A 25825-nucleotide genomic window follows, 5' to 3' on the forward strand; every position below is an offset into this window, starting at 1 on the left:
ACTGGCCGTCTAATGCCGAGGTCATGCCCGGACCACACGCGCTAAGAAAACTCAAAATCACCGCGGCGCCCTCAGGAATTCTTGAGCACGATCGAGTAGACGATATTGCCGACGTCGCGGCACTTGTCGATTGCCTTTTCGATCAACTCGAACAAATCCTTGGCCAGCATGGCGCGCATGGCATCCCCACCTTCGACGTACAGCGTGCGATAGGGGTCAAGCAGCATGCGATCGCCCTCGGACTCCAGCGCCTGCAGGCGATCCTGCAGCTTCTTCACCGGATCGATGCGCAGGCCGCGGCGCAGCTCGCCGATCATCTCTTCGACCACCTCGCTGGAGCGCTCGAGGATCAGCGCGCGCTGGGCGAAGTTCACCCCGGCCAGGCGATCGGACACGATTTCGTAGCGTTCGGCGAACTTCTCGATGGTCTTGGGGATCTTGTACAGCGCCGAATTGAGCGCGGCGATGTCCTCGCGGTCGAGCGCGGTGACGAACGTATTGACCAGGCCCTCGCTGATCTGTCCGGCCAGCGCCTTTTCACGAGCGCGGGTCGCGGTGAATGCGGCCATGACCGAGCCCTGGCCCGGTTTGCTGAGCAGCTCGTGCAGGGCCTTGGCGCTTTCGCAGACGGTGGCTGCGCTCTGTTCGAGCAGGCCATAAAACTTGTCGCCTTTACCGAAAATCGTCTGCAGTGAAAACATGCGGGCCGTGCCTGAAGGTTCGAGATGACAACAATGTTACAGGACGCCCGCCGCGCGCCGCACCCGCGTGCACGTGAACTGGAGCCCGCCAGCCCTTACACTGGGGCCATCTCCCGCCCGGTAACCTCTACGCGATGCTGATTGAAATTGCGCTCGTCTTCGTGCTGGCGCTGTGCAACGGATTCTTCGCGTTGTCGGAAATGGCGCTGGTGGCCTCGCGCAAGAGCCGCCTGAAGCAGATGGCGAAAACCAGCCGCCGCGCGGCGCTGGCCCTGCGACATGCCGAATCTCCCGAACATTTCCTCTCGACAGTTCAGATAGGCATCACTCTTGTGATGCTGATCACCGGCTCGGTCGCCGGCGATGCATTGGGCGCCCACATTGCAGACGTGCTGCGAGGAACGCAACTCGCTTGGCTTGCGCGCTATGCGCCGGGCATCGGCACCGTGCTGGGCTTCGTACTTATCTCCTACATCCAGATCGTGTTCGGTGAGTTGGTACCCAAGCGACTGGCGCTCTCCTCACCGGAACGTTTCTCGACTTATGCTGCAATTCCGATGCTGGTGTTATCCAGACTCACGGCGCCGTTCGTGTGGCTGCTGAACGCATCGAGCAATGCACTGCTGCGACTCATGCGCATCAACCAGCACGGCCGCGGCGTGGTGTCGGAAGAAGAAATCCGCATGCTGGTGGCGGAGAGCGCCGAGCAGGGCGTGCTCGATCCGGACGAACACAATATGGTCAACCGCGTGCTGCGCCTGGGCGACCGCACGGTCGACAGCGTGATGACCCCGCGCATGCGCATCGCCTGGCTGGACATCGCCGCGCCGCGCGAGGAAAACGTCGAGGTGCTGCGTCAGACGCCGTACTCGCGCTACCCGGTCTATCGCGGCGACGAGAGCGACGTGGTCGGCGTGGTCGAGGTCAAGCGCCTGCTGCACAGCTTTGCCGACGGCCAGCTGGAGCTGTTCCAGCATCTGTCCAAGCCGCTGTTCGTGCCGGCGACGGCGCGCGCGCTCGATCTGCTAGAGGAATTTCGCGATGCGGAAACGCCGCTGGCTCTTGTGGTGGACGAGTATGGCGATATCGAAGGCGTGGTGACGGTCAACGATCTGCTCGCGGCCGTGGTCGGCGTCAGCCAGATCGCGCACGGCGACAACACCGAAACAGGTCCCATCGTGCAGCGCGCCGACGGCAGCTGGCTGATCGACGGCAGCCTGTCGACCGACGACCTGCGCGAACTGCTGCGTCTGGATCACCTGCCCGGCGAAGACGAACACGATTTTCGCACCGTGGCCGGCATGGTGATGACCGCGCTCGGCCGTATTCCGCAGACCGGCGAAGTGTTCGAGTGGCGCGGTATTCGCTTCGAGGTGGTCGATCTGGACGGCGCGCGCATCGACAAGCTGCTGGTAACGCGCGTGTCGACGCATGACGCGGACGACCCTACGGGCTAGCGCTGCCGCGCACTTATGCGCGCAGCGTTTGGACGTCTTTCAGTCCGTTTGCTAGGGCTCGTCGCGCTCGTGTGTTGGATCACCGCCCGGAGCACGCTTGACGCCAGCCAGTCGCGCCATGCGCTGCGTATCGGCCAGAATGCCATGCAGCAGGCGCAGTTCGCGCTCGTCCAGCTGGATGCGCTGATAGATCTTGCGCAAGCGCAGCATCACCGTGGTGGGCGCGCGGCCCTTGTGGAAGTCGATATCGTCCAGCGTCTGCAGCAGGTGCGTGTAGAACTGCTCCATCTGCGCCGCGTCGGCGGGCGGCTCGTCCTGCACCGGCGCGAACGTCGGCACGTCGCCCAGCATGGCCACGCGCACTTCGTAGGCCATCACCTGCACGGCCTGCGACAGGTTGAGCGAGCTGAAGTCGTCGACGCTGGGGATGCGCACCATCGCATGGCAGCGCGCCAGCTCGTCGTTCTCCAGGCCGGTGCGTTCGTTGCCGAATACCAGGGCCACGTCCTCCCCGCGCGCGGCCGCCGCCAGCGCCTGGGCGGCCGCCTCGCGCGGCGAAATCTCCGGCAGGTTGATGCCGCGCCGGCGCGCCGACAGGCCAAGCACCAGCCGACTGCCGGCCAGGCTTTCCACCAATCCATCGTGGATACCGGCCTGGCCGAGCACATCGTCCGCACCGGCCGCCAGCGCATTCGCCTCGGCATCGGGAAAGCGCGCCGGGCGCACCAGCTCCAGCCGGGTAAAGCCCATGGTGCGGATGGCCCGCGCCGCGCTGCCGATATTGCCCGGGTGCGAGGTACGCACCAGCACGTAGCGGATGCGGGCGGCGAGGTCGATCGATGCAGACATGGCGCGGTGCCGAATGTGGATCAGCCCGCAAGGATAACGGATGCAGGGTCCGCCGATGCCACCGCCACCCGCCGAAAAGGCTCGAACCGCCCGCCTCTGCTAGACTTGCGCGTCGCGATTCCGCTCTTTTGCAAAGTCCAAGGCCATGCCAAGACCCCACGTCACGATCGCGGCGCGCGCCGCGCGTTCCGCAGGTAACATCATCCTGCGCTATATGAACCGCATCGACGGCCTCAATATCGTCGAGAAGCAGCAGCTGGATTTCGTTTCCGAAGTCGACAAGCTGGCCGAAGCGGAGATCCTCAAGGAGCTGCGCCGCGCCTACCCGGATCATTCGATCCTGGCCGAGGAAAGCGGCGCCACCGGCAAGGGACCGCTGCAGTGGGTGATCGACCCGCTCGATGGCACCCACAACTACCTGCGCGGCATCCCGCACTTCAGCGTCTCCATCGCGCTGCTGGAAAGAGGCGTGCCGATTCACGCGGTGGTGTTCGATCCGCTGCGCGACGAGCTCTACACAGCCAGCAAGGGCGACGGCGCTTACCTCAACGACCGCCGCATGCGGGTGTCCAAGCGCGAAAACCTGGGCGGCGCGATGATCGGCACGGGCTTTCCGTTCCGTCAGCGCGAGCATCTGACCGCGCAGATGGACATTACCCGCGCCATGCTCGGCCAGGCCGAGGACATTCGCCGCTCCGGCTCGGCCGCGCTCGATCTGGCCTATGTGGCGGCGGGACGCTACGACGGCTATTTCGAGATCGGCCTGAAGCCGTGGGACCTGGCCGCTGGCGTGCTGCTGGTGCACGAGGCGGGCGGGCGCTACTGCGACTTCGCCGGCCGCGACGGCATCCCGGCCAGCGGCAATATCGTGGCGGGCAATCTCAACGTGGCCAAGGCGATGGTCGATGCGATCGGCCAGCAGGCCACGCCGGCGCTGCTGAAGGCCTGAAGATACGCTTCAGCCGGATATCTTCGGCTGCAAACGCGGCTCAACGAAAACTGCCGCAGCCACCCGACGCCTGAGCGCGGGTGGCCTGAAGTCCAACATCAATGCGTTGCGTTGGCCGGTGCAGGCGCGACGGGTGTGGCTGCCGGCGCCGGCTGATTCGCGGCGGGAGCGGCGGGTGCTTCCGGCGGTGGCGGCAGGTTGATCTCCGTGCTGTTCTGCTGGGCCTCCAGAGCGCGTATCTGCTGCTTCACCGCATCGAGCTGGCTGCTCGTGTTACGCAAATCATTGCTCAGCGAGACCGCCTGCTGTTCGGCCTGCTGCTGCTGCGCCGCGACCTGCTGCGACTGCTGCTGCTGATGCGCTGCGTCCTGCTGCAGGTTCTGCAGGCGCTGCTGGTTCAACGTGACCATCTGCTCGGCGTACTTGTTGCCCGCCTGCAGGCGCAGGGCATCGATATCCACCTCGGCCAGCTTTTCGGTCTGTGTTGCGAAGGCGCGATAGGCTTCGTCGGCATTCTTCATCGAATCGGTGCGGATCACGCGCCAAAACACCTTGTCGTGGAACAGCGCGACGAAGTAGGTGAGCTTTTCCGGCTGAAACAGCTCACTGGCGCCGTACTTGCCGTTATAGGTGGTACGGATTTCTGTCAGCTGGTGCGTGTCGACCAGGTGCTGCAGGTATTTCACCGAGCTGCCGGACGCGTCGGATGCGTCAGCGTCCGCCGCAGGGGACGTGGCCGATGAGGGCGCTGCTGGCGGGGCGTTAGCCGCCACGGAGAAGGCCGAAAAACCGGCCAGAGCCAGAGCGATCATCCCGTTCCGGACGCGTCGTGTAGCCGCGCTGCTGTTCATTGCGTTCGTCCCCTGCGTTCCCGGCGATTGTACGTTGGATGGTCGACCAATAACGCCATCGCACGATGCGCCGGCCAATTTCCTGTTCGCCGAGTCTAAAGGCGCCGCACCGCGGGTCAAGGGGTTATCGGCCCGCGGAAGCGTTTCGCGCTTGAACGCTCCTCAGTACACCAGCTGGGCGCCGGTGTTGCAGTTGACCGAGCGCAGGTTCACCTGGGCTGTGCCGATGTTGACACCCAACGTCTGCAGCAGCGGCCCGACCAGCGCGGTGTCCAGCACAGAAAGCACCGGCGCCAGTGCCGCTGATAGCGTGGCCAGCAACGGATCCACGGGTAGCGGAACCGCTGCATTCAACAAAGTAAGCGTGGTTTTCAACGATGTCGAACCGAGCAGGCTGCCAATCAGGGTGCCAAGAACGGCGGACGATGTGCCTGCCGTCTGGGTCATGTCCGGCTGTTGGGAAAGGGGAACCGTCGGGTCCACGCTAAAGATCAGAGGCGTGGCTGGATTCGTGGCGATCTGCACATTGGCCGACGCCGACAATTGGGCAATTTTGATGTCCAACGCGAGAACGTCAACCAGCGGCGCCACGGTTCCGGCCGAGATAAGCGTTGGCCAGGACTCGCTGACATTGTTGATGGCGCCCGCCGGCAGCGTGCCAAGAAACGCGTTCAATACGCCGGGAGCCGTGTTGATGGTGACGCTATCGGAGTTTTTGCCCCCACTGCCCGGCACATTGCATTCGAGGTCAGTAATCGTGGCGTCGGTGGGCGCCACTTCGAGATAAAGCGGAAGGCCCAGCAGCTGCTGACCGGTTATCGGCGTACTCAGCGCGGAGATGTTCAAGGCCAGCCGAATTTGCGCGGTGTGTGCCACGGTGCCAACGCCACCCACGCCAATCTGCGGCGGCTCGATAACGCTCATGGACAGACTGACCGTCCCGACCCCCGGCACGTTGACGCTCGTCGCAGGAAGCGCGACGCCGTTGGCGCTGTCGGCTGCCAGCAGCACGGCATTGAGTATGTCCAGCGCATTGACGCTGGTATTCAACGCAACGTTGGGATCCTGCGTATTCGCGTCGACGTTGAGGATGTTGCCCAGGTTGATCGGAATATTGCCCAGCTGAGCTTCGACAAGGGCAACCTGCTGGTTGACGAAGACCATGTCGATGCCCGAACCGCTGGCATTCTGATTGAGCGCAGTCACATACGCCGTCAGAAAATCGGTGAGGCTGACCTGGCTCGTAAGAACGCCGTTGACCGTGCCCACATCGACAGGCAAAGCCTTGACCAGGCCCAGCAGGGAAATGTTGGCGTTGGCAATACCGTTGTAGCTCAGCAACTGCAGCCCCAGCGACGAGCCAAGCGCCTGGCTGAGTACTTGACCCAGCGTGCTGCTCGGATCGATGGCGGTAAGCAAGCTGGAGCCCACGGAAAACGATGCGATCGGCGGACCGCGGCTCACCGCGACGGCGGTGGCGCCGATGCCGCTGAAATGAGCAAAGCCGAAAAACGGAGCCACCGGCAGGCTGGCCTGCACGCGCACGGCATTCAGCGGCGAGGTGGGCGTGACGCTCACAAAATGCTGATCGCCCGGTTCGGTGCTGTCCCAATGGCCGCAGTCGATCGTTGTCGTGCCGGCAAAACCGTTATCGACCGTCGCATTGCCCAGCGCGGCCGCGTTGCTGGTGTTGTCGGCCGAGCAGGTCGCCAGCTGCTGGGCGCCGGCCAGCGCGGCAAGATCGGCCACCTTCTGCGTTTCGCGCTTGGCCCAATAGAGATAACCGATTTCGACCAGCCCAAGCATGGCAACCAGGCCAGCCAGCATGAGCATCATGGTGACCGCCATCGAGCCGCGCTGGCGCGCGCTGGCGCCGCGCGCGACGATCACCGTCACCGCGCCGCCATCGCGGTGTGCCTGCGGTGCTCTCGTGCTGGACGTGTGGGCGCTCATGATGATGCGTCACTGGCCGCCGGCGCTGCCGTTGCTGTCTTTGCCCACCGCCGTCTTGTAGAACTCCGGAATATCGTGGCTGAAGCTCTTCAGATATCGGTCGTAGCTGACGCTGGCCTCCGCGCCGAGCATCGGCAGGTGCTTGCCGGCCTGCCCGCCGTCGACCTGCATCTGCAGCAGACTGCGCGTGGTTTCCCCAATGGCTGTAGCGTGCATGCGCTGGCCGGCTAGCGGCGCCACGCCAGCCGAAACGGCATTCGTTCGCGCGGACGGTGCCGCCATCGCTGGCGAGCCGCCGGCGGCTGATGACCGGGTCCGGCCGGCTGCGGACGGCGCGCCGACGACTTGCGATGGCGCTGACGCCGTTGCGCCGGCTGCCTGCGGTGCCGTGGCGCCCGGCGCCATCATCCCGCCGGTCACCGGCGTCTGCTGCGCCGCGGCCATCGCAGGCAGAAAAAGCGTTAGCGTCGAGAGGGAAAGCGCACGGCGCAATAGGGAGGGAGTTTTCATGGTTGAGCCTCGCTGCTCTTGGATGATGTACCAAACCGCTCCAGCATCGATTGGGGCACGCCATCGCCCGCTCCCGCCGAAGACTGACTCGCGGGCGAGTCGATGCCCGGTGCCGCACCGGCCATCGACGGATGACGCGAGAGCGATGCCACCACGGTCGGATGCGTCGGCGATGGCCTGGACTGCAGTTGCGCTGCCAGCTCGCGCACCCGCTGTCGCGCGGCCTCCGGCAGGTTGGCTTGCTGCATGGCGGCATCGGCCTGGGTGTAGTCGTTGTCGAGCAGCATCCACAGCACCAGGTTGGAAACTGCCTTGACGTTGCCCGGTGCCAGTTCGGCCGCCTTGGCCAGCGGCTCATGGGCGCCGGCCACCTGGCCGGCGCGCAGACGCTGGTAACCCAGATCGCCCAGATAATCGACGTTGACCGGATCCAGTTGCACCGCTCTGGCCAGCGCATCTTCGGCCACGGCGTCCTCGCGTTGCTCTGCGGCGACGATGCCAAGGCCGTGCCACGCGGCCGCAGCTTGGCTGGTATGCAGCAAATCGTGATAAAGCGCTTTCGCCGCGTCCGCCTGCCCGGTTTTGCGCAGGGCTTCCGCCTGCAGGAGCCGCAGCTCCGGCGGGTTGCCGTAGCGCTGACGATAGGCATCGATATTGGCCAGCGACGCGTAATACGCACCCTGCTGCTGCATCTGCCGGATCAGATCCAGATACATCGGCTTGCTGGTCCTGTCGCTCGGCGGCGCCGGTGCGGCCGCCAGTTCCGGCTGCACATGATTGAGGTAACCACCGCGGCTGGCGCAGGCCCCGAGCAGCATCGGCGCCGCCAGCATGGCGAGCAAACCGGTCAGCCGTACCCATGGCTGAAAGACGGGCCGCGCAGGCCGGGCGCATCGCGACAGCGAAGATTTCACGATCTAATGTCCTTTCAGCTTTGCCATGGTGCCGATCAGCGAAACGATGGCCGGCCCCGCAAGCACTGCCATCAGCGCGGGCAGCAGGGTCAGCATCATCACCAACGTCATTTTCACCGAGAGCTTTCCGGTTTTTTCCTTCATGCGAAGCTTGCGCTGCTCGCGCAGCCGTTCGGCAAATTCGCGCAAGGGTTCCTGCACGGCACCGCCGTGCTGATGCACCTGCAGGATCATCTGCACCAGGCTTTTCAGATCTGCGTTATCGAATGATTCGGCCAGACGGCGTAGCGACTGCGCACGCGGCCGGCCGTGCGCGTAGGAAACATTGGCCTCGCGAATTTCGCTACCCAGCAGCGGGATCACTGCTCGAAAGCGTTCGGCAATCGTCTGCAGACTTTGGTCCATGCTGAAGCCGATGCCCTGCAGGAGTCGCAGCAGGTCGATCAGCAGCGGCAGCTCGTTGTCGACACGCTTGCGCAGACGCGCAGCCCAGGAACTCAGGAAAATCTTCGGCAGCAGCAACCCGGTGGCCAGCCCGGCCAGCAGCTCGACAAAGCCTCGCCCGCCGGAAGGACGCAGCAGGACCAGCACGACGACGGGAAACAGCAGCGCCAGCACCAGGCGCAGACCCAGAAAAAGTGCGCGACCGGACGTGGTGTTGTGGCTGATCTGATCGAGCAGGAGCAGGTCTTCTTTCGCCAAGAGCGCCCTGCCGAGATGACCGTCCTCGAAATGCGTGCCGATCGACTCAAGCCAACGGCGGCACGCCCGCAAGATGCCCGCCAGGGTGCCCTTTTCTTCGTCAGTTTGCGGACCCCGACGCAGGACGCGAGCCAGCGCTTCGTTGATGACTTGCTCGTGCTGGTCGCTGTGGCGAACGCGTTGCAGCAGACCCCAAGCCACCAGCGCCAGGGCCAGGGCCAGCACGAAGGCCGACGATGCGAGCAAGAGTTCAGCCATCACGGCGCAAGCTCCCCTGAGGTGAGGCAAAGCCCATCACAGCGATTTCGCCAGTCGATACAGCAGAAAGCCACCGAACAGTTCCATGACCAGGGCGATCAGCAGAATTTTTCGGCCCAGCGCCTCGGTAAACATCGGATGAAAAAAAGCCGGGTTCAACAGCGACAGGATGATGGCCACCACCACCGGCAGAAGACCGAGCACCCAGGCCGACATGCGCGTCTCCGAGGTGATCGCACGCAACTCGTGCTGGGCCTGATCCAGATCGCGCATGAAATCGCTCATGCGCTGCAGGATGTGGTCGGCTCGCCCGCCGATGCGCACCGCAGTACCCAGTACGACCTGCAGCAGCTGCAATGCTTCGAGCCGATAAGGCTGCGACGCCAGCTGCAGCGCCTGATCGAGCTCCATGCCGCTGCGGACTGAAACCATGGTGCGTTCAAGCACGCTGTGCAGCGGCATGGGAACGGTGCCCGATGCCGTTTGAAAGGCCATCGGCAGACTGTTGCCGGTCGTGGCAAGGCGCACGACGGCGTCGAGAAAATCGGGCAGCTGGCGGATCATCTGCCGGCGCAGCTTTTCGATTCGCGAACGCAACCAGAGCCAAACCAGCAGCGCATACGCCACCAGCAGCACTGGCAGCGCCCACAGCGTGCCAATGCGCCAGGCACCCAGCCATGCGAGCCCAAGACCAAGCATGCTCAACTGCAGGGGCAGGCGCCACCCGATCGGCAGGCCGGCGCGCAAAAAAAGCCCATCGGTGACCAGAGCCTGGGAGCGATGCGCTGCCGGCTTGCCCACGGCGACAACCGACGGCGGCAGCGCGACATGCGCCTGGCTGGCCAGACTGCGTTCGATGAATGCCGCGCTCCGACGACGCTGTTGCCGTGCGGCGCTGCCCCACCACAGTTCGATCGCGCCGGCCATGAGCAACGAGACCATGCTGAGCAGCACGAGGGTGAGCATCATCCGTGCGCCTCCATGGCGGTACGCTGGAGAAATTCCCGGAACGGCTCCAGCTTGTGCGTATGCGGATGGAAGCCCAGCGCGGGCCAGCGGTTGCGCTCACTGCCGCTGGTGTCGATGAACGTCTCGTGGTGGAACATCTCCTGCGTGGTGATGATCTTGTCGGTCAGGCCGATCACCTCCGTCACCGACGAGATCACGCGATGGCCGTTGCTCAGCCGCGATATCTGGATGACGAAGTCGATCGCGCTGGCGATCTGCCGGCGCAGGCTGTCCTCGCTGCCCTGGAAGCCGGCGAACCCGCACAGCATCTCCAAACGGCTCAGCGCATCGCGGGGGGAGTTGGCATGGATGGTGGACATCGACCCGTCGTGGCCGGTGTTCATGGCCTGAAGCATTTCCAGCACTTCGGCGCCGCGCACCTCACCGACCACGATGCGATCGGGGCGCATGCGCAGGCTGTTGCGCAGCAGGTCGCGGGTCGTCACCATACCGCTGCCGTCAAAGCCTCCGATCCGGCTTTCCAGCCGCACCACATGCGGATGGTTGAGCGACAGCTCGGCGGTGTCTTCGATGGTGACCACGCGCTCGTTCAACGGGATATAGCTGGCTAGCGCGTTGAGCAGCGAGGTCTTGCCCGAGCTGGTGCCACCGGAAATGAGAATATTGCAGCGGCTCTCCACCGCCGCCTGCAGCAGCGCGCGCAGGTTGTGATCGAACGCGCCACGGGCCATCAGATCGTCGGGCGTGAACGGATCCTGGCGAAACTTGCGGATCGAGACGCTCGGCCCGCTCACCGCCAGCGGCTCGATGATGGCATTGAGGCGGCCACCGTTGGCCATGCGCGCATCGACCATGGGATTGGCTTCGTCGAGCCGCCGCCCCAGCGGCGCGAGGATGCGACGCACGATGCGCAATACGTGGCGATTGTCGCTGAAGCGCACCGGCTCGCGCTTGAGCACGCCGTGGCGCGATACGTATACGTCCTGATAGCCGTTGACCAGGATGTCCTCGACCTCGGGATCGGACAGCAGATCATCCAGCGGACCGTATCCGGTCAACTCCTTGAGCAGCGCCGACGCCACTTTCTGCACTTCGCTTTCGTTGATCGGAATGCGCCATTCCTGCACGAAGGCGCTGGTTTCGATGCCGACATACTTGCTCGCCGTCGCCTGCGACCAGGTGGCGATGTCGAGGCGCTGGTCCTCGATGCGGTTCAATAAATATTCGTGCGCGGCTGATACCGTGTCGTGAAACTGCTGGGTGTGTTCGAAGGGGATCAGATCGATGTCCATATCAACCGCCTTTCCTGTCGACCAACTGCTTCCACCACGGCCGCACCGATGGCGACGCTCCGTCGATTTGCAGCTTGTCGAGCAGACCGCTCAGCGCACGCACATAGGGATCACGTGGTGAGCTTTCATGCAGCAATTGACCCTGATTGGCGCTCTCGCGCAGCACGCGGGAACGATCGGGCAGAAGGGCCGCCAGCGGCAGGCTGAAACGCTTGGCGATCTGGGCGGCGGTGACGCCGTCACCCGGATCATGGCGATTGATTACCAGCGACAATCGCTGGTCGCGCATGCCTTTGTTGTCGAGCTGTCGCAAGGCAGCATCCAGCGACACCATCGCGCCGATGCTCTGGTCGGCGATCAGCCAGATTTCATCGGCCTCCCGCAGCAAGGGCAACGGTATTTCCGAGACGGGTAAGCCGCCCAGATCGGTCAGCAGCAGCTCGAAGTGCTGGCGCAAGCGGTCGAGCAGCACAGGCAGATCTGCCGTGTCGGCCGGCCTTTCCAGCGTGCCCGGCGCCTGCGACAGTACCGACAGCCGACTGTCGTGACTGCTGAAAGCCGTACCGATCAGGGTGGCATCGATGCGACGGGCGCTTTTCAACGCGTTTTCGTAATGAAATTCATTGGGTACGCTGAGATAGAGCGTGGCATCGCCCGCCGGGCGGCCAAGATCAAGCAACAGCACCTGCGCCCCACCAGCGTCTGACGCTTTCGTCGCCGATTTGCCCGGGCTCGCCAGCGAGCCGAGATGAGCGGCAAGCGTGCTGGTGCCGACGCCTGCGCGAACGCCGAGCAGCAACACCAGCCGGCCGCGCGAACGCGGCACCGGCGTCAGCGCGACGGCAGGCGTTCTTGCCTCGCCTTGTACCCGCGCCAGCAGTTCGCTGATGTCTTCGTCTTTTGCATCGACGTCGAGAAACTCGGTCACGCCGGCGCGCAAGGCGGCCAGCACAACGCCCGCCTTGTCGGTACCGAGGGAACCCACCGCCAGCAGCGATACCCCCGGCGTGCCGTCGATCAGCCGACGCGCCAGCATGGACGAGTGTTCGGCCTGCATCAGCGAATAATCCAGCAGGACCAGCGGCGAGCCAGTCAGACGCACCGGCTCGCGCGTGCCGCTGATATCGCGCGCATCGACCCAGTGCACGTTTGCCACATGGCGCAGTCGGGTCGCCACGTATCTGGCGCGTTTCTCGTCGGGCGAGTAGAACGGAAGATCCACGCCGGACTCCGGTTTGGTGATCGAGTAGAGCGTCGGTCGGGTCTGCATGATCGTTACTCCGAATCTCAGCGCGAAAACCCGGGCAGCTGATCCGAGCCGGCCGGATTGAGCAGGAACGATCCCCAGACCGGCAGATTGGGGTTCGCTTCGCGTTGCCCGGGCAGCGGCAGCGTGGTGCCGCGGGCAAACGGCTTGATCAAATGCGGCGTCACGATGATCACGAGCTCCTTGTCCTGCCGGCTGTAGGTCAGATCGCGAAAAAAAGCGCCGATGATCGGCAGATCGCCGAGCAGCGGGATCTTGTTGACCGTGCTCATCACCGACTGGCTCACCAGTCCACCGATGACAAAGGTTTCGCCGTCACCGAGTTCCACGGTGGTGTCCTCCCGACGGGTGGTGAGCGCCGGCACCGATACGTTGTTGAGAATCACCGCATTGGAGTAATCCAGGTCGCTGGCCTCCGGCGCCACCTTCAGCGCAATGCGATCGGCCGAGAGCACCGTTGGCGTCACCGTCAAACCGATACCGAACGACTTGTAGACGATGGTGGTGGTTCCCAGCCCCTGCGGCTCCGGAATCGGCAGCTCACCGCCGGCCAGAAAACTCGCGCTCTGGCCGGACAGCGCGACCAGGCTGGGCTCGGCCAGCACGCGGGCCAGCCCATCACTCTTGAGCAGGTTGAGACTTGCATTCCATTTGCCGGTAGTGGAGCCGGCCACGAGGTTGAATGCCGATGTCAGCGCGCTACCGCTGGTGCCTGAGGTATTGGCCGCGGCGGTTGGGCTGGTTATGCCGTAGCTGAAGCCGCCGTTGGTATTGGTGAAATTCAGGCCGAGCTGATTCAGCGCCGTGCGGTCGAACTCAACCACTTTCACATCGACCTGCACCACGCCACCCGTGGCGACAGTGGAGGCGTCGAGCACGTTGCCCTTGCTGCCCACGACGGCCGCTGCCGCTTCGCGTGTCTGCTCGTGATCGAGCATCGTTGGCTCGCTGCCCTGCACCAGCGCGCTGTCGTCCTGGACCGACAGGTCTGCACCGCCTTCCGGCATCCGGGCCTGCAGCGCGCTGCGCACGTTGACCACCAGTCGCTCGGGTGACGCCGCACCACGATGCCAGAGAAGCAGCGTCGTCTGCCCCGGTTTCTTGCCCACCAGCAACGCCCCGGAACGACCCTTGAGCATCACCACATCGGCAACCGCCGGATCGGCGATGGCGATGCGTTCGAGATCCTTGGCCAGCCGCAGCGGACGCTGCTCGTGCGCCTGCAAATCGAGCGTCGCGGCCGCTGCCGTCACGACCAGCGCGGGCAGCGCCGTGAGCGACAGGGCGAGAACGCAGGCCATGCTGCGCTGGCGGAGCACCGAAGCGGGCCACGCGGGCAAGGTCATGTATGAGCTCCGTTTCATCATGGGTTGGTCCGGGCGGGTCGGGCGCTGTCGTCCGACGCGCCGCGAATGATCTGGATACCGGGGGAAAGGTTTGAACTGCTCCTGCGGACCGGGCTTTTTGCCAACGGGTCGTGGCCAGCCAGGCCCGAACCGTCGATGCCGGCATACGCCTGGTTTTCCGGCTGCTGCAGCTGCTGCCGCTGCTCAGCTGTCAGGTCGGCACGGGCAGTCAGCACCGGTCGCGGCTGCGGGAAAAGCGCGTCATCGGGCTGGCCCTCGTCGGTAGGCCGGCGCACGCCTAGCGACAGCTTGCCGTTCTGCACGCCCAGCAGGAGCTGACTGGCCTCGCCTACCGGCACCGCGAGCACAGCGGTATGCGGCACGTCCTTCGGCGAGCTAGGAGGCTGGGTCGTTGCAGAAACCTGGCGGGCGCCCCCTTCTCCCGCCGACTTCGGCTTGCCGTCATCGGCGGCAGACGACGACGCGGCGCCTGCCGCCGATGACGGCAGATCGTCACTGCCGTAGGCCAGCACGCGCAGGCGCGACAGCAGCAGTCGCGTCTGCGATGTATCGATCGAAGTCCCGTGCGCGGAAGGCTGATAAGTCATCGTCGGCGGTGCCTTCAGGCTGACGAACACATCGACATAGTCGCCCGGCACGATGCGATTGCCCGCGCCGGCCTGCTCATCCACCGGCACTGCCACCGCGCGCTCGCCGGGCTTCAGGGCCATCGACAGTCCACGAGCGAGCACTCTGGAGGTCACCGCCATGCCGGCCGAAATATCGATCAAAGGCACACCACCTACCACGGCATCCACATCGCCGTAGCCATCGGCGGGGCGCTGAGTCCAGTTCACCAGCTTCAGCGAGGAGGAGGCCAGCGGCGTACCGGCCGGCAGCGTCGTTGCCGCGACAACCACCGGCACCATGGCCGGCTCCTGCCCAAAGCCAAGGGCGTGCGTCGCCGACGCATCGGCGACCACTGGCGTTGACGCGCGTCGGCCGATGCTGAACGCCAGAATGGCCAGCACGACGGCCACTGCCACCAGTAACAAAGCCGCTATGCGGGTGAATTTCGGCATTCGATGAATCTCCGGATCGGCGGGCGGTCGTCAGGGGCCCGTGCTGTCGAGCTGGACGATGGCGGAGCTGCTGATGGAATCCAGCAGCCCTTTGTAAACAGCTTGCGTGCCCGGGATAAAAGGGTGTGCCGCGTAGTTGAAAGAGGTGACGACCTGCACGCAGCTCAGACTTGCGTTGGAGGGGCAGGCGATGGTCGACACCGCAATCGGCGCATCGCTGCAGTCGGGGGTATCGCCAGAAAAATTCAGCAGCCACTGCATGGATTGTTCGGCCACGGCGCAAGCCGTCGCCTGACGAGCCGCGCTGCTCGCGCTGTACTGCAAGGCCGCGCGCGCGCCGTTGTCGGCAGCCAGCGTCAGGGACTGTTTGGCCGCAAAAATCAGCACGCCGGAAATCGTCAGCAGCAGCAGCGGCAACAGCCCGAAAACAAAGACCAGCGCGTATTCGATCGCCATCACGCCGCGTTGCCTGTAGCGTGTTGCCGCAACACACCCGCGACCCTTCGTGCCGACGGAAGCATTTGCGGCGTAGACAGCGGAAACCGAGCGAATCGCGATGTTCATCAGCGTCACCAGTGCGTCAAACCCGTAAATTTCATCGTCAGCAGTGCGCCGATGGCCATGTAGGCGGCATAGGGCAAACCTTTGCGTCCGTTCCTGGCCGCAAGCACGCTCCGCCAGAAATGCGACTGGCCAACCTGCGCCTGCATCGCCGCCAGTCCGGAGCCGGCATGACGCATGAGATAGCGGGACAGCAGGATCGCAACCGCGTGTAGCCCCCCCAGCATGCTGGCGATGATCCATATCGGCAGCAATGCCTTGCCACCCAGCAGGAAACCCAGCGTGGCAAAAAACTTCACATCACCTGCCCCCATCCAGCGCATGACGTAAAAAGGCAGCAGCACCAAAAAGCCGGTCAACAATCCCGCTACCGCCATCCATGGCGCAGGGCCGTTTTTATTCAGCCATGACCAGATTATCCACCCCGACCCGGTTACCAGCGCAGCAATCAACCATGCGTTTCTAACCCGATGCTCGATAAAGTCGCTGGCTATGGTTAAAAAGCACAGAAACATAGCCGCGGCTTGCAAGGGGGATGGCATCTGGAAGCCCTAGGGGTAACGAGCAATCAACCAAGCCTATAGATAGATGAAAAGCTACGCGGAATAAGAGAATTTAAATCTCATCCGAAATAAGAGCCTTCCAAAAACCCAAAGAACGAATTTATTTCGCTGTCGCCGCTGCGGTCACAGCGCTCGTCATATTGGTAAACAACGTTGTGTAAAGTGTCTCCAGCTGTGGAAGAAATATGCCGGCCAAGGCCGTTGCCACCAGCGCAGCAAGAATGCCGTATTCAAGCGCCGTAATGCCGTCTTCTTCGCGAAGAAATTTGCTGATTGATGCATTCATTTCAATACCTCCGGAGCAACATGCTCCTTCTGCGACCAAGAGAATGAACGGTTAAAATCCGTTACCGTTCGACAGACCCGCGGTGATTGCCGCAGGATGACCCACCCCGTATAAAAATCCATCAAACTGATCGTCGACGCGATAATCAACCCAGCCGAATCTGGACCTGTCAAAACCTGCAGATCGGTAATGACCTCATTTATCCGATAACTTGTTTACTTTACAAATAAGCCTGCATTAAGCATGCCCAGTGTTGTTATCCACTGAGTAAATCTGCTCATTTTGTGATTTGTATCGGCACTTTCTGCCTTCACGAGCTTTCGACATTCACTTTCTGCCAATTTCCTGAATGACGATGCACAAAAACGGCACTGGTGACGGCGATTTCTATATGCCGTTTTTTGGCACTTCTGGCCGCGTGCGGTGCCGGAGATCTGCGCACAACGTTTCGAGAACAGGCTTTGTCCAGAAATAAAGACAGCCTGTCGCCAGACGGCCGGGTTGAGCATTTCCGAAACGAAAAAGCCGCTATCCCAATAGACCGAACGCCTCAGGGCCTGCAGGCGCATTTGGACTTCCCGGAGCAAAAAAAGGCGCCATCAAGGCGCCCGGGACATCGAGTGTGCGAAGCTGACTGAGCAGCTCGGCGTCAGGAGCCCCTATTCATTTGGTCGCCATCGGCGGCCTGCCGAAGAAAATCCCGCAGGAACGGCACGGTGATCCTCCGCCGTGCCGCCAGCGATGCTTGATCGAGCCGGTCCAGCAGCTCAAGCAGTGCACCAAGATCACGCGCATAGCGAGAGAACAACCAGTCCAGCACGCTGTCATCGAGCTGGATACCGCGCGCCGTTGCCTGAGCCTTCAATACGGCGCGGCGCTCGTCGTCGTCCAGCGGCTTGAGTGCGAAATGCGTGCACGCGCCGAGGCGCGAGCGCAGATCAGGCAGCGTCAGATTCAGCTGCGATGGCGTGGCGTCGGCAGCGAACAGCAATGCGCTGCCTTCGGCCCTGGCGCGATTGTAGAGGTCGAACAGCGCATGCTCGGCGTGTCGGTCGCCGGCGATCGCGCCCAAGTCGTCGAGCGCCAGCAGCTCGCTACCGACGACGCCGCGCAGCGCGGCCGCCTTGTCGCCCAGCGCCGACAGCGGGAGGTATTGCACTACCCGGCCTGCAGCGTGTGCAGCCTGACACGCCGCCACTAGCAGATGACTGCGCCCGCTGCCCGCGGCGCCGTGCAGATAGACCCACGGCGCAGCAGCTTCCATCGCCAACGCCTGCACGGCGGCAACCGCGGCCGCATTGGCACCAGCATGGAAATGCTCGAACCGCTGGCGGCGCGGCCAGCGCAGTGCGAGCGGCAGCTGCGACGTCATGACTGGACTGGAGGAACCTGACCGGGTTTCAGCGGTAGCGCCGCTTCGCTCTCGACAGTGCTGCCATCAGCGTTGTGCACGACGATATCGACTTCGGCGATGACCGGATCGTCTTCGCCCTCCTCGGTGTACAGCTCGCTCTGGCGATAGCGCTCCACCAGATAGCGCAGCAGCACCATGATCACCGACGCGGCGGGCAAGGCCAGCAGCACGCCAAGAAACCCAAACAGCTCGCCGCCAGCCAGCACCGCAAAGATCACCGCCACCGGATGCAGGCCGATCTTGTCGCCGACCAGCTTCGGCACCAGCACATAGCCTTCCAGCAGCTGGCCCACTACGAACACGCCACAGACGATCAGCAAGTGCGTCACATCGCCGTACTGCACCAGCACGGCGATGACCGCGCCGCCGAAGCCGACAATAAAACCGAGGTACGGCACAAAGCTCAGCAGACCCGCCACGATGCCGATCAGCAGGCCAACCGATATGCCCACCAGCGACAGCGCCCCGCCGTAAAAGATACCCAGCGCCAGCATGACCAGCAGCTGCCCGCGCACGAAAGCGCCCAGCACCTTGTCCGATTCATGCGCAAGATAGGCGATGGTCGGCTGGATCGACCGCGGCAGCATGCGGTCAATCGCGGCGACCATGCGGTCCCAGTCGCGCAGCAGATAAAACGCAACCACCGGAATCAGCACCAGATTGGTCAGCCACAGCACGATGCCCAGACCCGAACGCGACACCTTGCCCAGCACTTCGGTCGCAATGCTGCCGATCGAGCCGATGTGCGCCTTGATGTCGGCCATCAGCTGGTCGCTCTGGAACATCTTGGGATCCAGATGCAGCTTGGTCTGCACCCACGGCCACGCGGTGTTCTGCGCCCAATCTGCGTAGTGCGGCCAGTTGGAAATGAGGTTTTCGACCTGCCGCGATATCAGCGGAATCAGCAGCAGCAGCACCACTACAAAGACGACGACCAGTACGAGGAACACGATGCTCGCCGCCAGCGCGCGGCTGAGGCCCAGCCGCTCCAGCCGATCGGCTAGCGGATCGCCCAGGTACGCCAGCATGCCGGCAACAGCAAAAGGCATCAGCACTGGCGACAACAGCCAGAGCAAATAAACGATGACGGCGATGATGGCGAGCATCTGCCAGCGGCGGGAGATGGTGTCGTGCGTCGCGGGTGTGTTCATGGGAAGCGCCTAGAACCGGATCAAAGGATGCCGATGGATGGGTCTGGAAACAGAAAAAATCGATCGTCGCCAAATAGGCGCGCGTCAAAAAATGGTCGCAATAAGTTCAGTAACCAACGAATGCCCCGAACTCCCACCCCAAAATCGCGACCGATCCGGTCTTTCAGTGCAGCCAGCTCAGCGTCGCGTCAGCGCCGTCGTGCGCCGTTTTCGACAGCAGCAGGCGGCCGCCCGCGGCGAGGTTGGCAGCCAGCGCGCTCAGCGGTACCGACGCCTTGACGTCGAGCAGCACGCCGTCGTTCTGAGCGCCGATCGTACTGACGCTGCTCACCGACGGATCGGCACGCAGCGCAGACAGCAGGCTGGCGTAATCCATCGCCGATTTGAGGCCATCGACCCAGACCTTGCCCTCGCTGACGCCGGAGCCGATCACATTGAGCTGCTTGCCGAGGCGATCGACCATGCCGTTGCCGGCATCGCCAAGCACGGCGTCTTCGGTGGCGCCCTTGTTGCTCCAGGTCTGCGGCTGGCCGCCGGAAATCAGAGTCCACGAGGCGCCGCCATTGTGCAGCTTGCCCACCAGCACCAGGCCGGTGTGGTACTGCTGATTGATCGCGGCCAGCGTCGCGGCATCGGCGGCAGCTGCCTTGCCGGCATCTGGCGGGTTGCTGGCATCGGGATAAGTGACATTGGTGCCGCGCGCGCTGGCTGACGAGGCCAGGCTGCCCAGCGAAGACTGATCGAACAGCTTGCCGTCCGCCCCCTCGACCAGCAGCAGTACCGGCGGCTTGACGCCAGCGCTGGGCACGCCGAGCATCGCTATCAGCCGGCGGATCGTGCCCGGCTCGAAATCCACCTGCAGGCTGATCCCGTTGGCGGAGCGCTGGTACTGATATTTGCGCACCAGCGACGACGCATCCTTGGTGGCGTCGGCATAGCCGGCGTTGCCGCGCAAATCCTGGCCACCGGCGACCCGCGCAAGCACCTGCCCCAGCGCGGTGGTGAAGGCGATATCGCGCTGGGCATTGCTGGTGTCATTGACCGGCACAATGACCGAATAAGGCGAGCCCTGCGCCTGCAAGCGCAGCGGCGACAGCGCGGCAAGACCGAACAGCAGGGTGACGAGGAGCAGGCGTGACAGGCGCATGGGCTTGGATATCTTCGAACGGGGAAATCCCGGGGGAAGTCTGCCCAATCGCGCCGCCAGCGTCCATCGGAAGCTTGCCCGACTGCCAGCCACCACCCGGTGCCGGCCTCACATAATGCTAAACTGCGCGGCTCAATCCACGCCGGTTTCTGCCATGTCTGACGCCCTCACCTACCGCGCCGCCGGCGTGGATATCGACGCCGGCAATGCCGTGGTCGAACGCATCAAGCCCCTGGTCAAGCGCACCTTCCGCCCGGAAGTGATGGGCGGACTGGGCGGATTCGGCGGGCTGTTCGATCTCTCGGGCAAATACAAGGAACCCGTACTGGTCTCCGGCACGGATGGCGTGGGCACCAAGCTGAAGCTGGCGCAGATCCTGGGGCGGCACGGCACCATCGGCATCGACCTAGTCGGTATGTGCGTCAACGACGTGCTGGTGCAGGGCGCCGAGCCACTGTTTTTCCTCGATTACTTCGCCACCGGCAAGCTCGATGTGGAAACCACCGTGGCCGTGGTCGGCGGCATCGCCAAGGGCTGCGAACTGGCCGGCTGCGCGCTGATCGGCGGCGAAACCGCGGAAATGCCCGACATGTACCCACCGGGCGAGTATGACCTGGCCGGCTTCACCGTGGGCGCGGTGGAAAAATCGCAGATGCTCAGCGGTGAGGGGATCGTCGCCGGCGACGTGATTCTCGGCGTGGCGTCCAGCGGTCCGCATTCGAACGGCTATTCGCTGGTTCGCAAGATTCTCGACCGCGCCGCCAATCCGCTCGATCTGGACGTGGGTGGAACCAAACTGGCCGATGCGCTGATGGCGCCGACGATTATCTACGTAAAGCCAATCCTTGATCTGCTCAAGCAAGGCACGGTTCACGGCATGGCCCACATCACCGGCGGCGGACTGAAGGAGAACATCATCCGCGTGGTGCCCGAAGGTCTGGGCATTGCGCTGGACTCCAGCACCATCGTGCTGCCGCCGGTCTTCGACTGGCTGATGCGCGAAGGCAGCGTGGCGCGCGAGGAAATGTGGCGCACCTTCAACTGCGGCGTAGGCTTTACGGTCATTCTGCCGCGCGATGCGGTCACCGCCGCCAGCGCGCTGCTGCAGAAGCATGGCCTGGCCAGCTCGATCATCGGCGAAGTGGAACCGGCGCGCGGCGACGAGCGCGTGCGCATCGGCTGAGCGCGCGATCGATGTCCACGCGGAAACAGCCGCTGCGCGTTGCCGTGCTCGCCTCCGGCCGCGGCAGCAATCTTGCGGCGCTGCTGCTGGCGCGCGAGTGCGGCGACCTGCCGATCGAGTTTGTGCTGGTCGCCAGCGACAAGGCGAAAGCGGGTGCGCTGGCACTCGCCGAATCGGCTGACATTCCGACGCTGGTGCTTGATCCGCGCCAGTTCGCCGACCGCCGCGCCTTCGATCTGGAGCTGTTTAGCCATCTGGCTGATAGCGGCGCCCAGCTGCTGGTGATGGCCGGCTTTATGCGGATCATCGACGGCGACGCGCTGACGCCGTGGATCGGCCGGATGATCAATATTCATCCCTCGCTGCTGCCCAAATACCGCGGCCTGCATACGCACCGACGCGCGCTTGAAGCCGGCGACAGCGAACACGGCGCCAGCGTGCACTACGTGACCGCCGAACTGGACGGTGGCCCGGTAATTGCCCAGGTGCGCATGGCCATCGAAGCCGATGACGACGAACAGCGGCTGGCCCAACGTCTGCTGCCGCTGGAGCATCGGCTGCTGGTCGCAGTGGTGGCGGATATCGCCGCCGGCAGGCTCATGCTGGAAAACGACACTGTGCAATGGAAGGGACAAGCCCTCGCCCGGCCGCTGCACTGGATCGACGACGGGCTGGCCAGCGCCTGATCGTCGCACCTGCGCTCTGCACGGCACGTTCAGCATGGCTGCGCAAAACTTGCGGGATGAAAATTTCCTATCGTTTCCCCGCCCTCGCCGCCGGTCTTGCGCTGGCTTTCTCCACCAGCGCTGCGATTGCCGCTGCCCCGCAGCCGTTTACCGCGCATTATCAGGTGCTCAGCGACGGCCAGCCGATCGGCGACGCCACGGTCAAGCTCAGCGCCGCGGGCAACGGCGAATACCTGTACAGCAACACAAGCAAGGGCACCGGCGGCATGGCCGCCATGATCAGCGCCAGCTCGGAGGAGACCACGCGCTTTCGCTGGCAGAACGACGTGCCCGCGACGCTCAGCTATGACTACAAGCTGCAAAGCTCCTTCAAGAGCAAGCAGCGACACATGACCATTGACCCGGCATCGGGCAAGGTGACCGTGGACGAGGGCAAGGGTCCGGGCAGCTACGCTGCGGTACCCGGCATGGCCGATCGCAACAGCCTGCCGCTGGCGATCGGTCTGGCGCTGGCCAGCGGCAAACAGACCGTGACTGTGCCGGTCGGCGTGCGCCAGGGTGTCGAACAGCAGCAGTACAAGGTCACCGGTGCCGACCTTGTTGAGGTGCCGGCCGGCAAGTTCAAGGCGGAAAAAGTCGCGCGCAGTGATGCCGACAGCAAGCGCTTCGACGCTTGGTACGTACCGAAAAAATATCCGGTGCCGGTGAAGATCACGCAAGCCGATGGCGGCGATCTCACTTTGCAGCTGACCAGCTTCAGCCGGCCATAAATCGGCAATGATCGACCCCATAAAGAAGGCCGCTGATGCGGCCTTCTTTATGGGGTATCAGACGAATGTATCAGTTCGGCAATCGGCGGATCTTGGCGCCCAGCACGCCAAGCTTTTCTTCGATGTTCTCGTAGCCGCGATCGATGTGATACACCCGATCGACCACGGTGTCGCCCGTCGCCACGAGACCGGCGAGCACGAGGCAGGCCGACGCGCGCAGGTCGGTGGCCATGATCGGCGCGCCGCTCATTTCCTTGACGCCCTTGACGACGGCGGTGTTGCCTTCGAGATGGATGTCCGCACCCAGCCGCTGCAGCTCATGCGCGTGCATGAAGCGGTTCTCGAACACGGTTTCCGTGACCACGCCAGTGCCTTCGGCCACGCAGTTGAGCGCGGTGAACTGGGCCTGCATGTCGGTCGGGAAAGCCGGGTACGGTGCGGTGCTGATGTCGACCGCCTTCGGCCGGCGGCCCTGCATGTCGAGCTCGATCCAGTCCGGGCCGGTGGAAATGTGCGCGCCGGCTTCTTCGAGCTTTTGCAGAACGGCGTCCAGGGTGTCCGCACGCGCGTGACGGGCGCGCACCTTGCCGCCGGTCATCGCCGCGCCGACCAGAAACGTGCCGGTCTCGATGCGGTCGGGCAGCACTTCGTATTCGGCGCCGTGCAGGCGCTCCACGCCGTGGATGATCATGGTGGGGGTGCCCGCACCTTCGATCTGCGCGCCCATTGCGATCAGGCAGTGGGCCAGATCGACCACCTCCGGCTCCTGCGCCGCGTTTTCGATGATCGTGGTGCCCTGCGCCAGCGTCGCCGCCATCATGATGTTTTCGGTACCGGTGACGGTGACCATGTCCATCAGGATGCGCGCGCCCTTGAGCCGCTTGGCGCGAGCCTTGATATAGCCGTTTTCGACCGTGATCTCGGCACCCAGCGCCTGCAGGCCGCGGATGTGCTGGTCCACCGGGCGCGAGCCGATCGCGCAGCCGCCGGGCAGCGACACTTCGGCCTGACCGAAGCGCGCCACCAGCGGACCGAGCACCAGGATCGAGGCGCGCATGGTGCGCACCAGATCGTAAGGCGCCACGCAGGTGCTGGTGGTGCGCGGGTCGACGTGCATCTTCATGCGGTCGTCCAGCACCAGCTGCACGCCCATCTGGCCCAGCAGTTCAATGAACGTGGTGACGTCGTGCAGGTGCGGCACGTTGCCGATGCTGACGGGTTCGTCCGCCAGCAGGCAGCCGGCGAGTATCGGCAGTACGGCGTTCTTGGCGCCGGAAATGCCGACCTCGCCGTTGAGCGGCACGCCGCCGCTGATCAAAATCTTGGCCATCATGTTCCTAGGTTGGTGCGCTCCTTCGTGAGCGCCGAAAACAAACCGGCATCCCTGCCGGACGCTTCAATTCAATGCGACAACATCAACGGCGCGCCGCCGCTTCCTCTGGCGTCAGCGTTTTCAGCGCCAGCGCGTGGATCGCTCCGCCCATCAGATCGCCGAGCGTGGCGTAAACCAGACGATGGCGGGCCAGCGGCAGCTTGCCGGCGAACTGGCTGGCGATCACGGTCGCCTCGAAATGCACGCCGTCGGCGCCGCTGACGTCAACCTGGGCGCCGGCGAGGCCGTTTTCGATCAATGCCTGGATGCTGGCTGGATCCATGAAAGGGAATTTCCTCGGAAATGACAGCTGACTGGGCGTCAACCGATAAGCCGGTTTGCCGACGGTGGAATCCAACGCGTCGGCTTATGACGTTAAAATGCGAATGTGCCATGGTAATGGAAATAAGGTGGCGCAGAAATGGCGAAAGCGGCCCGCGACTTGGCTGGCCGCTGTTCGGTGTCATCATGGCGCCGGGTTTAAACCGCCGGTTGCCGATACTTTCCCTCTCTTTAGAGACTACATGAACGCTCGCATCGCCCCGCCTGCCGCCATCGCCCTGGATCCGGACATGATCGTTCGCAGCGCGCGCTCGGTGATCGGCCTGGAGGCATCGGCGATCGAGGCCTTGCGGCCGCGGATCGGGCCGGCGTTTGTCGAGGCCTGCCGCATCATCCTGGCCTGCAAGGGCCGCGTCGTGGTCAGCGGCATGGGCAAGTCCGGCCACGTGGCGCGCAAGATCGCTGCGACGCTGGCCTCCACCGGCACGCCAGCTTTTTTCGTCCATCCGGGTGAGGCCAGCCACGGCGATCTGGGCATGATCCTGCCCGAGGACGTGGTGCTTGCGCTGTCGTATTCGGGCGAAACCGACGAGCTGCTGTTCATCCTGCCGATGATCAAGCGTCAGGGCATTCCGCTGATCGTCATCACCGGCAAGTCCCAGTCGTCGCTGGCCACCGAAGCCGACGTGGTTCTCGATGGCAGCATTACCAGCGAGGCCTGCCCGCTGGGCTTGGCCCCCACGACCAGCACCACGGTGGCGCTGGTGCTCGGTGATGCGCTGGCGATCGCGCTGCTGGAAGCCCGCGGCTTCACTTCGGACGATTTTGCCCGCTCGCATCCGGCCGGCAGCCTGGGCCGACGGCTGCTGCTGCACATCAGCGACGTGATGCACAGCGGCAGCGACGTGCCGCGGGTGTCGCCCGATGCCAGCATCACCACCGCGCTGGTTGAGATGACTCGCAAGCATTTGGGCATGACAGCCGTGGTGGGTGCCGACCAGCGCCTGCTCGGCGTGTTTACCGACGGCGACCTGCGCCGCGCGCTGGACGACGTCGGCGTGGACCTGCGCGGCGCCAAGGTCGGCGAGCTGATGACGCGCGAGCCGAAAACCATCGGCGCCGGCAAGCTGGCTGCCGAGGCGGCGCAGCTGATGGAAAAGCTCAAGATCAACGCCCTGCTCGTCGTCGATGATGAACAGCACGTGGTCGGCGCACTGAATATTCATGATCTGCTCCGTGCGCGCGTGGTCTGATTTGGCGCTGTCTGATTTCACTTGGCAAATCAGAAAAATCAAACACGCCGTTCTTGA

General features: G+C 63.9%; 27 protein-coding genes. 6 read left to right on the forward strand and 21 right to left on the reverse strand.

The window, feature by feature from the left end; genetic code table 11:
• Positions 1-71: 71 nt before the first annotated feature.
• Positions 72-701: a DUF47 domain-containing protein gene (locus tag ACDK93_RS15180; RefSeq protein ID WP_458069710.1), complete on the reverse strand. Its 630-nt coding sequence runs from the start codon at positions 699-701 to the stop codon at positions 72-74.
• A 134-nt stretch (positions 702-835) separates the two neighbouring features.
• On the opposite strand from ACDK93_RS15180, the gene ACDK93_RS15185 reads away from it, so the two are divergent.
• Positions 836-2158, forward strand: a complete 1323-nt coding sequence (locus ACDK93_RS15185) for a hemolysin family protein (RefSeq protein ID WP_458069712.1) — start codon at positions 836-838, stop codon at positions 2156-2158.
• Positions 2159-2209: 51 nt separating this feature from the next.
• On the opposite strand, the gene ACDK93_RS15190 is transcribed toward ACDK93_RS15185, so the two are convergent.
• A complete protein-coding gene (locus ACDK93_RS15190; protein WP_458069713.1) occupies positions 2210-3007 on the reverse strand; it encodes an RNA methyltransferase in 798 nt (265 codons plus the stop codon).
• Between the two features lie 145 nt (positions 3008-3152).
• Here ACDK93_RS15190 and ACDK93_RS15195 point away from each other — a divergent pair, with 145 nt between their 5' ends.
• A complete protein-coding gene (locus tag ACDK93_RS15195) occupies positions 3153-3956 on the forward strand; it encodes an inositol monophosphatase family protein (RefSeq protein WP_458069715.1) in 804 nt (267 codons plus the stop codon).
• A 98-nt stretch (positions 3957-4054) separates the two neighbouring features.
• Here the strand turns inward: ACDK93_RS15195 and ACDK93_RS15200 are convergent, their stop codons facing one another.
• The 17 genes from ACDK93_RS15200 to ACDK93_RS15280 form a co-directional block, all read right to left on the reverse strand.
• The gene (locus ACDK93_RS15200; protein WP_458069717.1) at positions 4055-4768 is read right to left on the reverse strand and encodes a DUF2968 domain-containing protein; all 714 of its coding nucleotides are present in this window, start codon (positions 4766-4768) and stop codon (positions 4055-4057) included.
• Between the two features lie 201 nt (positions 4769-4969).
• Positions 4970-6760 (reverse strand): TadG family pilus assembly protein, encoded by a 1791-nt coding sequence (locus ACDK93_RS15205; RefSeq protein WP_458069718.1) that lies wholly within the window; start codon positions 6758-6760, stop codon positions 4970-4972.
• A gap of 9 nt (positions 6761-6769) precedes the next feature.
• Complete coding sequence (locus ACDK93_RS15210; RefSeq protein ID WP_458069720.1) at positions 6770-7270, reverse strand: DUF3613 domain-containing protein; 501 nt, start codon at positions 7268-7270, stop codon at positions 6770-6772.
• Positions 7267-8184 carry a Flp pilus assembly protein TadD gene (locus ACDK93_RS15215; protein WP_458069722.1) on the reverse strand — a complete coding sequence of 306 codons (918 nt, stop codon included), beginning with the start codon at positions 8182-8184 and terminating at the stop codon, positions 7267-7269. The genes ACDK93_RS15210 and ACDK93_RS15215 overlap by 4 nt, the downstream gene beginning before the upstream one ends.
• Before the next feature lie 3 nt (positions 8185-8187).
• The gene (locus ACDK93_RS15220; protein WP_458069724.1) at positions 8188-9144 is read right to left on the reverse strand and encodes a type II secretion system F family protein; all 957 of its coding nucleotides are present in this window, start codon (positions 9142-9144) and stop codon (positions 8188-8190) included.
• Positions 9145-9180: 36 nt separating this feature from the next.
• Positions 9181-10113, reverse strand: a complete 933-nt coding sequence (locus tag ACDK93_RS15225; RefSeq protein ID WP_458069726.1) for a type II secretion system F family protein — start codon at positions 10111-10113, stop codon at positions 9181-9183.
• Positions 10110-11405, reverse strand: a complete 1296-nt coding sequence (locus tag ACDK93_RS15230; protein WP_458069728.1) for a CpaF family protein — start codon at positions 11403-11405, stop codon at positions 10110-10112. The genes ACDK93_RS15225 and ACDK93_RS15230 overlap by 4 nt, the downstream gene beginning before the upstream one ends.
• Before the next feature lies 1 nt (position 11406).
• Positions 11407-12675: an AAA family ATPase gene (locus tag ACDK93_RS15235; protein ID WP_458069730.1), complete on the reverse strand. Its 1269-nt coding sequence runs from the start codon at positions 12673-12675 to the stop codon at positions 11407-11409.
• 17 nt (positions 12676-12692) lie between these two features.
• Positions 12693-14018 (reverse strand): type II and III secretion system protein family protein, encoded by a 1326-nt coding sequence (locus ACDK93_RS15240; protein WP_458069732.1) that lies wholly within the window; start codon positions 14016-14018, stop codon positions 12693-12695.
• A gap of 17 nt (positions 14019-14035) precedes the next feature.
• Positions 14036-15100, reverse strand: a complete 1065-nt coding sequence (gene cpaB, locus ACDK93_RS15245) for a Flp pilus assembly protein CpaB (protein WP_458069734.1) — start codon at positions 15098-15100, stop codon at positions 14036-14038.
• A 30-nt stretch (positions 15101-15130) separates the two neighbouring features.
• Positions 15131-15664 carry a TadE/TadG family type IV pilus assembly protein gene (locus tag ACDK93_RS15250; RefSeq protein ID WP_458069735.1) on the reverse strand — a complete coding sequence of 178 codons (534 nt, stop codon included), beginning with the start codon at positions 15662-15664 and terminating at the stop codon, positions 15131-15133.
• Between the two features lie 5 nt (positions 15665-15669).
• Positions 15670-16203, reverse strand: a complete 534-nt coding sequence (locus ACDK93_RS15255; RefSeq protein WP_458069736.1) for an A24 family peptidase — start codon at positions 16201-16203, stop codon at positions 15670-15672.
• A 121-nt stretch (positions 16204-16324) separates the two neighbouring features.
• The gene (locus ACDK93_RS15260) at positions 16325-16510 is read right to left on the reverse strand and encodes a Flp family type IVb pilin (RefSeq protein ID WP_458069738.1); all 186 of its coding nucleotides are present in this window, start codon (positions 16508-16510) and stop codon (positions 16325-16327) included.
• Positions 16511-16725: 215 nt separating this feature from the next.
• Complete coding sequence (locus tag ACDK93_RS15265; protein ID WP_458069740.1) at positions 16726-17079, reverse strand: hypothetical protein; 354 nt, start codon at positions 17077-17079, stop codon at positions 16726-16728.
• Between the two features lie 80 nt (positions 17080-17159).
• Positions 17160-17882 (reverse strand): DnaA regulatory inactivator Hda, encoded by a 723-nt coding sequence (hda, locus tag ACDK93_RS15270; RefSeq protein WP_458069741.1) that lies wholly within the window; start codon positions 17880-17882, stop codon positions 17160-17162.
• On the reverse strand, positions 17879-19075 hold the full coding sequence (locus ACDK93_RS15275; protein ID WP_458069743.1) for an AI-2E family transporter: 1197 nt from the start codon (positions 19073-19075) through the stop codon (positions 17879-17881). The genes hda and ACDK93_RS15275 overlap by 4 nt, the downstream gene beginning before the upstream one ends.
• A 163-nt stretch (positions 19076-19238) precedes the next feature.
• On the reverse strand, positions 19239-20222 hold the full coding sequence (locus tag ACDK93_RS15280) for a DUF2066 domain-containing protein (protein WP_458069744.1): 984 nt from the start codon (positions 20220-20222) through the stop codon (positions 19239-19241).
• Between the two features lie 154 nt (positions 20223-20376).
• On the opposite strand from ACDK93_RS15280, the gene purM reads away from it, so the two are divergent.
• Genes purM through ACDK93_RS15295 form a run of 3 tightly spaced genes read left to right on the forward strand, consistent with a single transcriptional unit; the run spans position 20377 to position 22861 of the window.
• The gene (gene purM / locus ACDK93_RS15285) at positions 20377-21405 is read left to right on the forward strand and encodes a phosphoribosylformylglycinamidine cyclo-ligase (RefSeq protein WP_458069746.1); all 1029 of its coding nucleotides are present in this window, start codon (positions 20377-20379) and stop codon (positions 21403-21405) included.
• Between the two features lie 11 nt (positions 21406-21416).
• On the forward strand, positions 21417-22091 hold the full coding sequence (purN, locus tag ACDK93_RS15290; RefSeq protein WP_458069748.1) for a phosphoribosylglycinamide formyltransferase: 675 nt from the start codon (positions 21417-21419) through the stop codon (positions 22089-22091).
• Between the two features lie 56 nt (positions 22092-22147).
• Positions 22148-22861 carry a DUF3108 domain-containing protein gene (locus ACDK93_RS15295; protein WP_458069750.1) on the forward strand — a complete coding sequence of 238 codons (714 nt, stop codon included), beginning with the start codon at positions 22148-22150 and terminating at the stop codon, positions 22859-22861.
• Positions 22862-22931: 70 nt separating this feature from the next.
• On the opposite strand, the gene murA is transcribed toward ACDK93_RS15295, so the two are convergent.
• Complete coding sequence (murA, locus tag ACDK93_RS15300; RefSeq protein WP_458069751.1) at positions 22932-24191, reverse strand: UDP-N-acetylglucosamine 1-carboxyvinyltransferase; 1260 nt, start codon at positions 24189-24191, stop codon at positions 22932-22934.
• Between the two features lie 85 nt (positions 24192-24276).
• Positions 24277-24516, reverse strand: coding sequence for a BolA family protein (locus ACDK93_RS15305; RefSeq protein ID WP_458069752.1), 240 nt, complete (start codon positions 24514-24516; stop codon positions 24277-24279).
• 241 nt (positions 24517-24757) lie between these two features.
• On the opposite strand from ACDK93_RS15305, the gene ACDK93_RS15310 reads away from it, so the two are divergent.
• Positions 24758-25768 carry a KpsF/GutQ family sugar-phosphate isomerase gene (locus tag ACDK93_RS15310; RefSeq protein WP_458069754.1) on the forward strand — a complete coding sequence of 337 codons (1011 nt, stop codon included), beginning with the start codon at positions 24758-24760 and terminating at the stop codon, positions 25766-25768.
• Positions 25769-25825 lie beyond the last annotated feature (57 nt).

The sequence above is a fragment of the Rhodanobacter sp. BL-MT-08 genome (assembly GCF_054161255.1).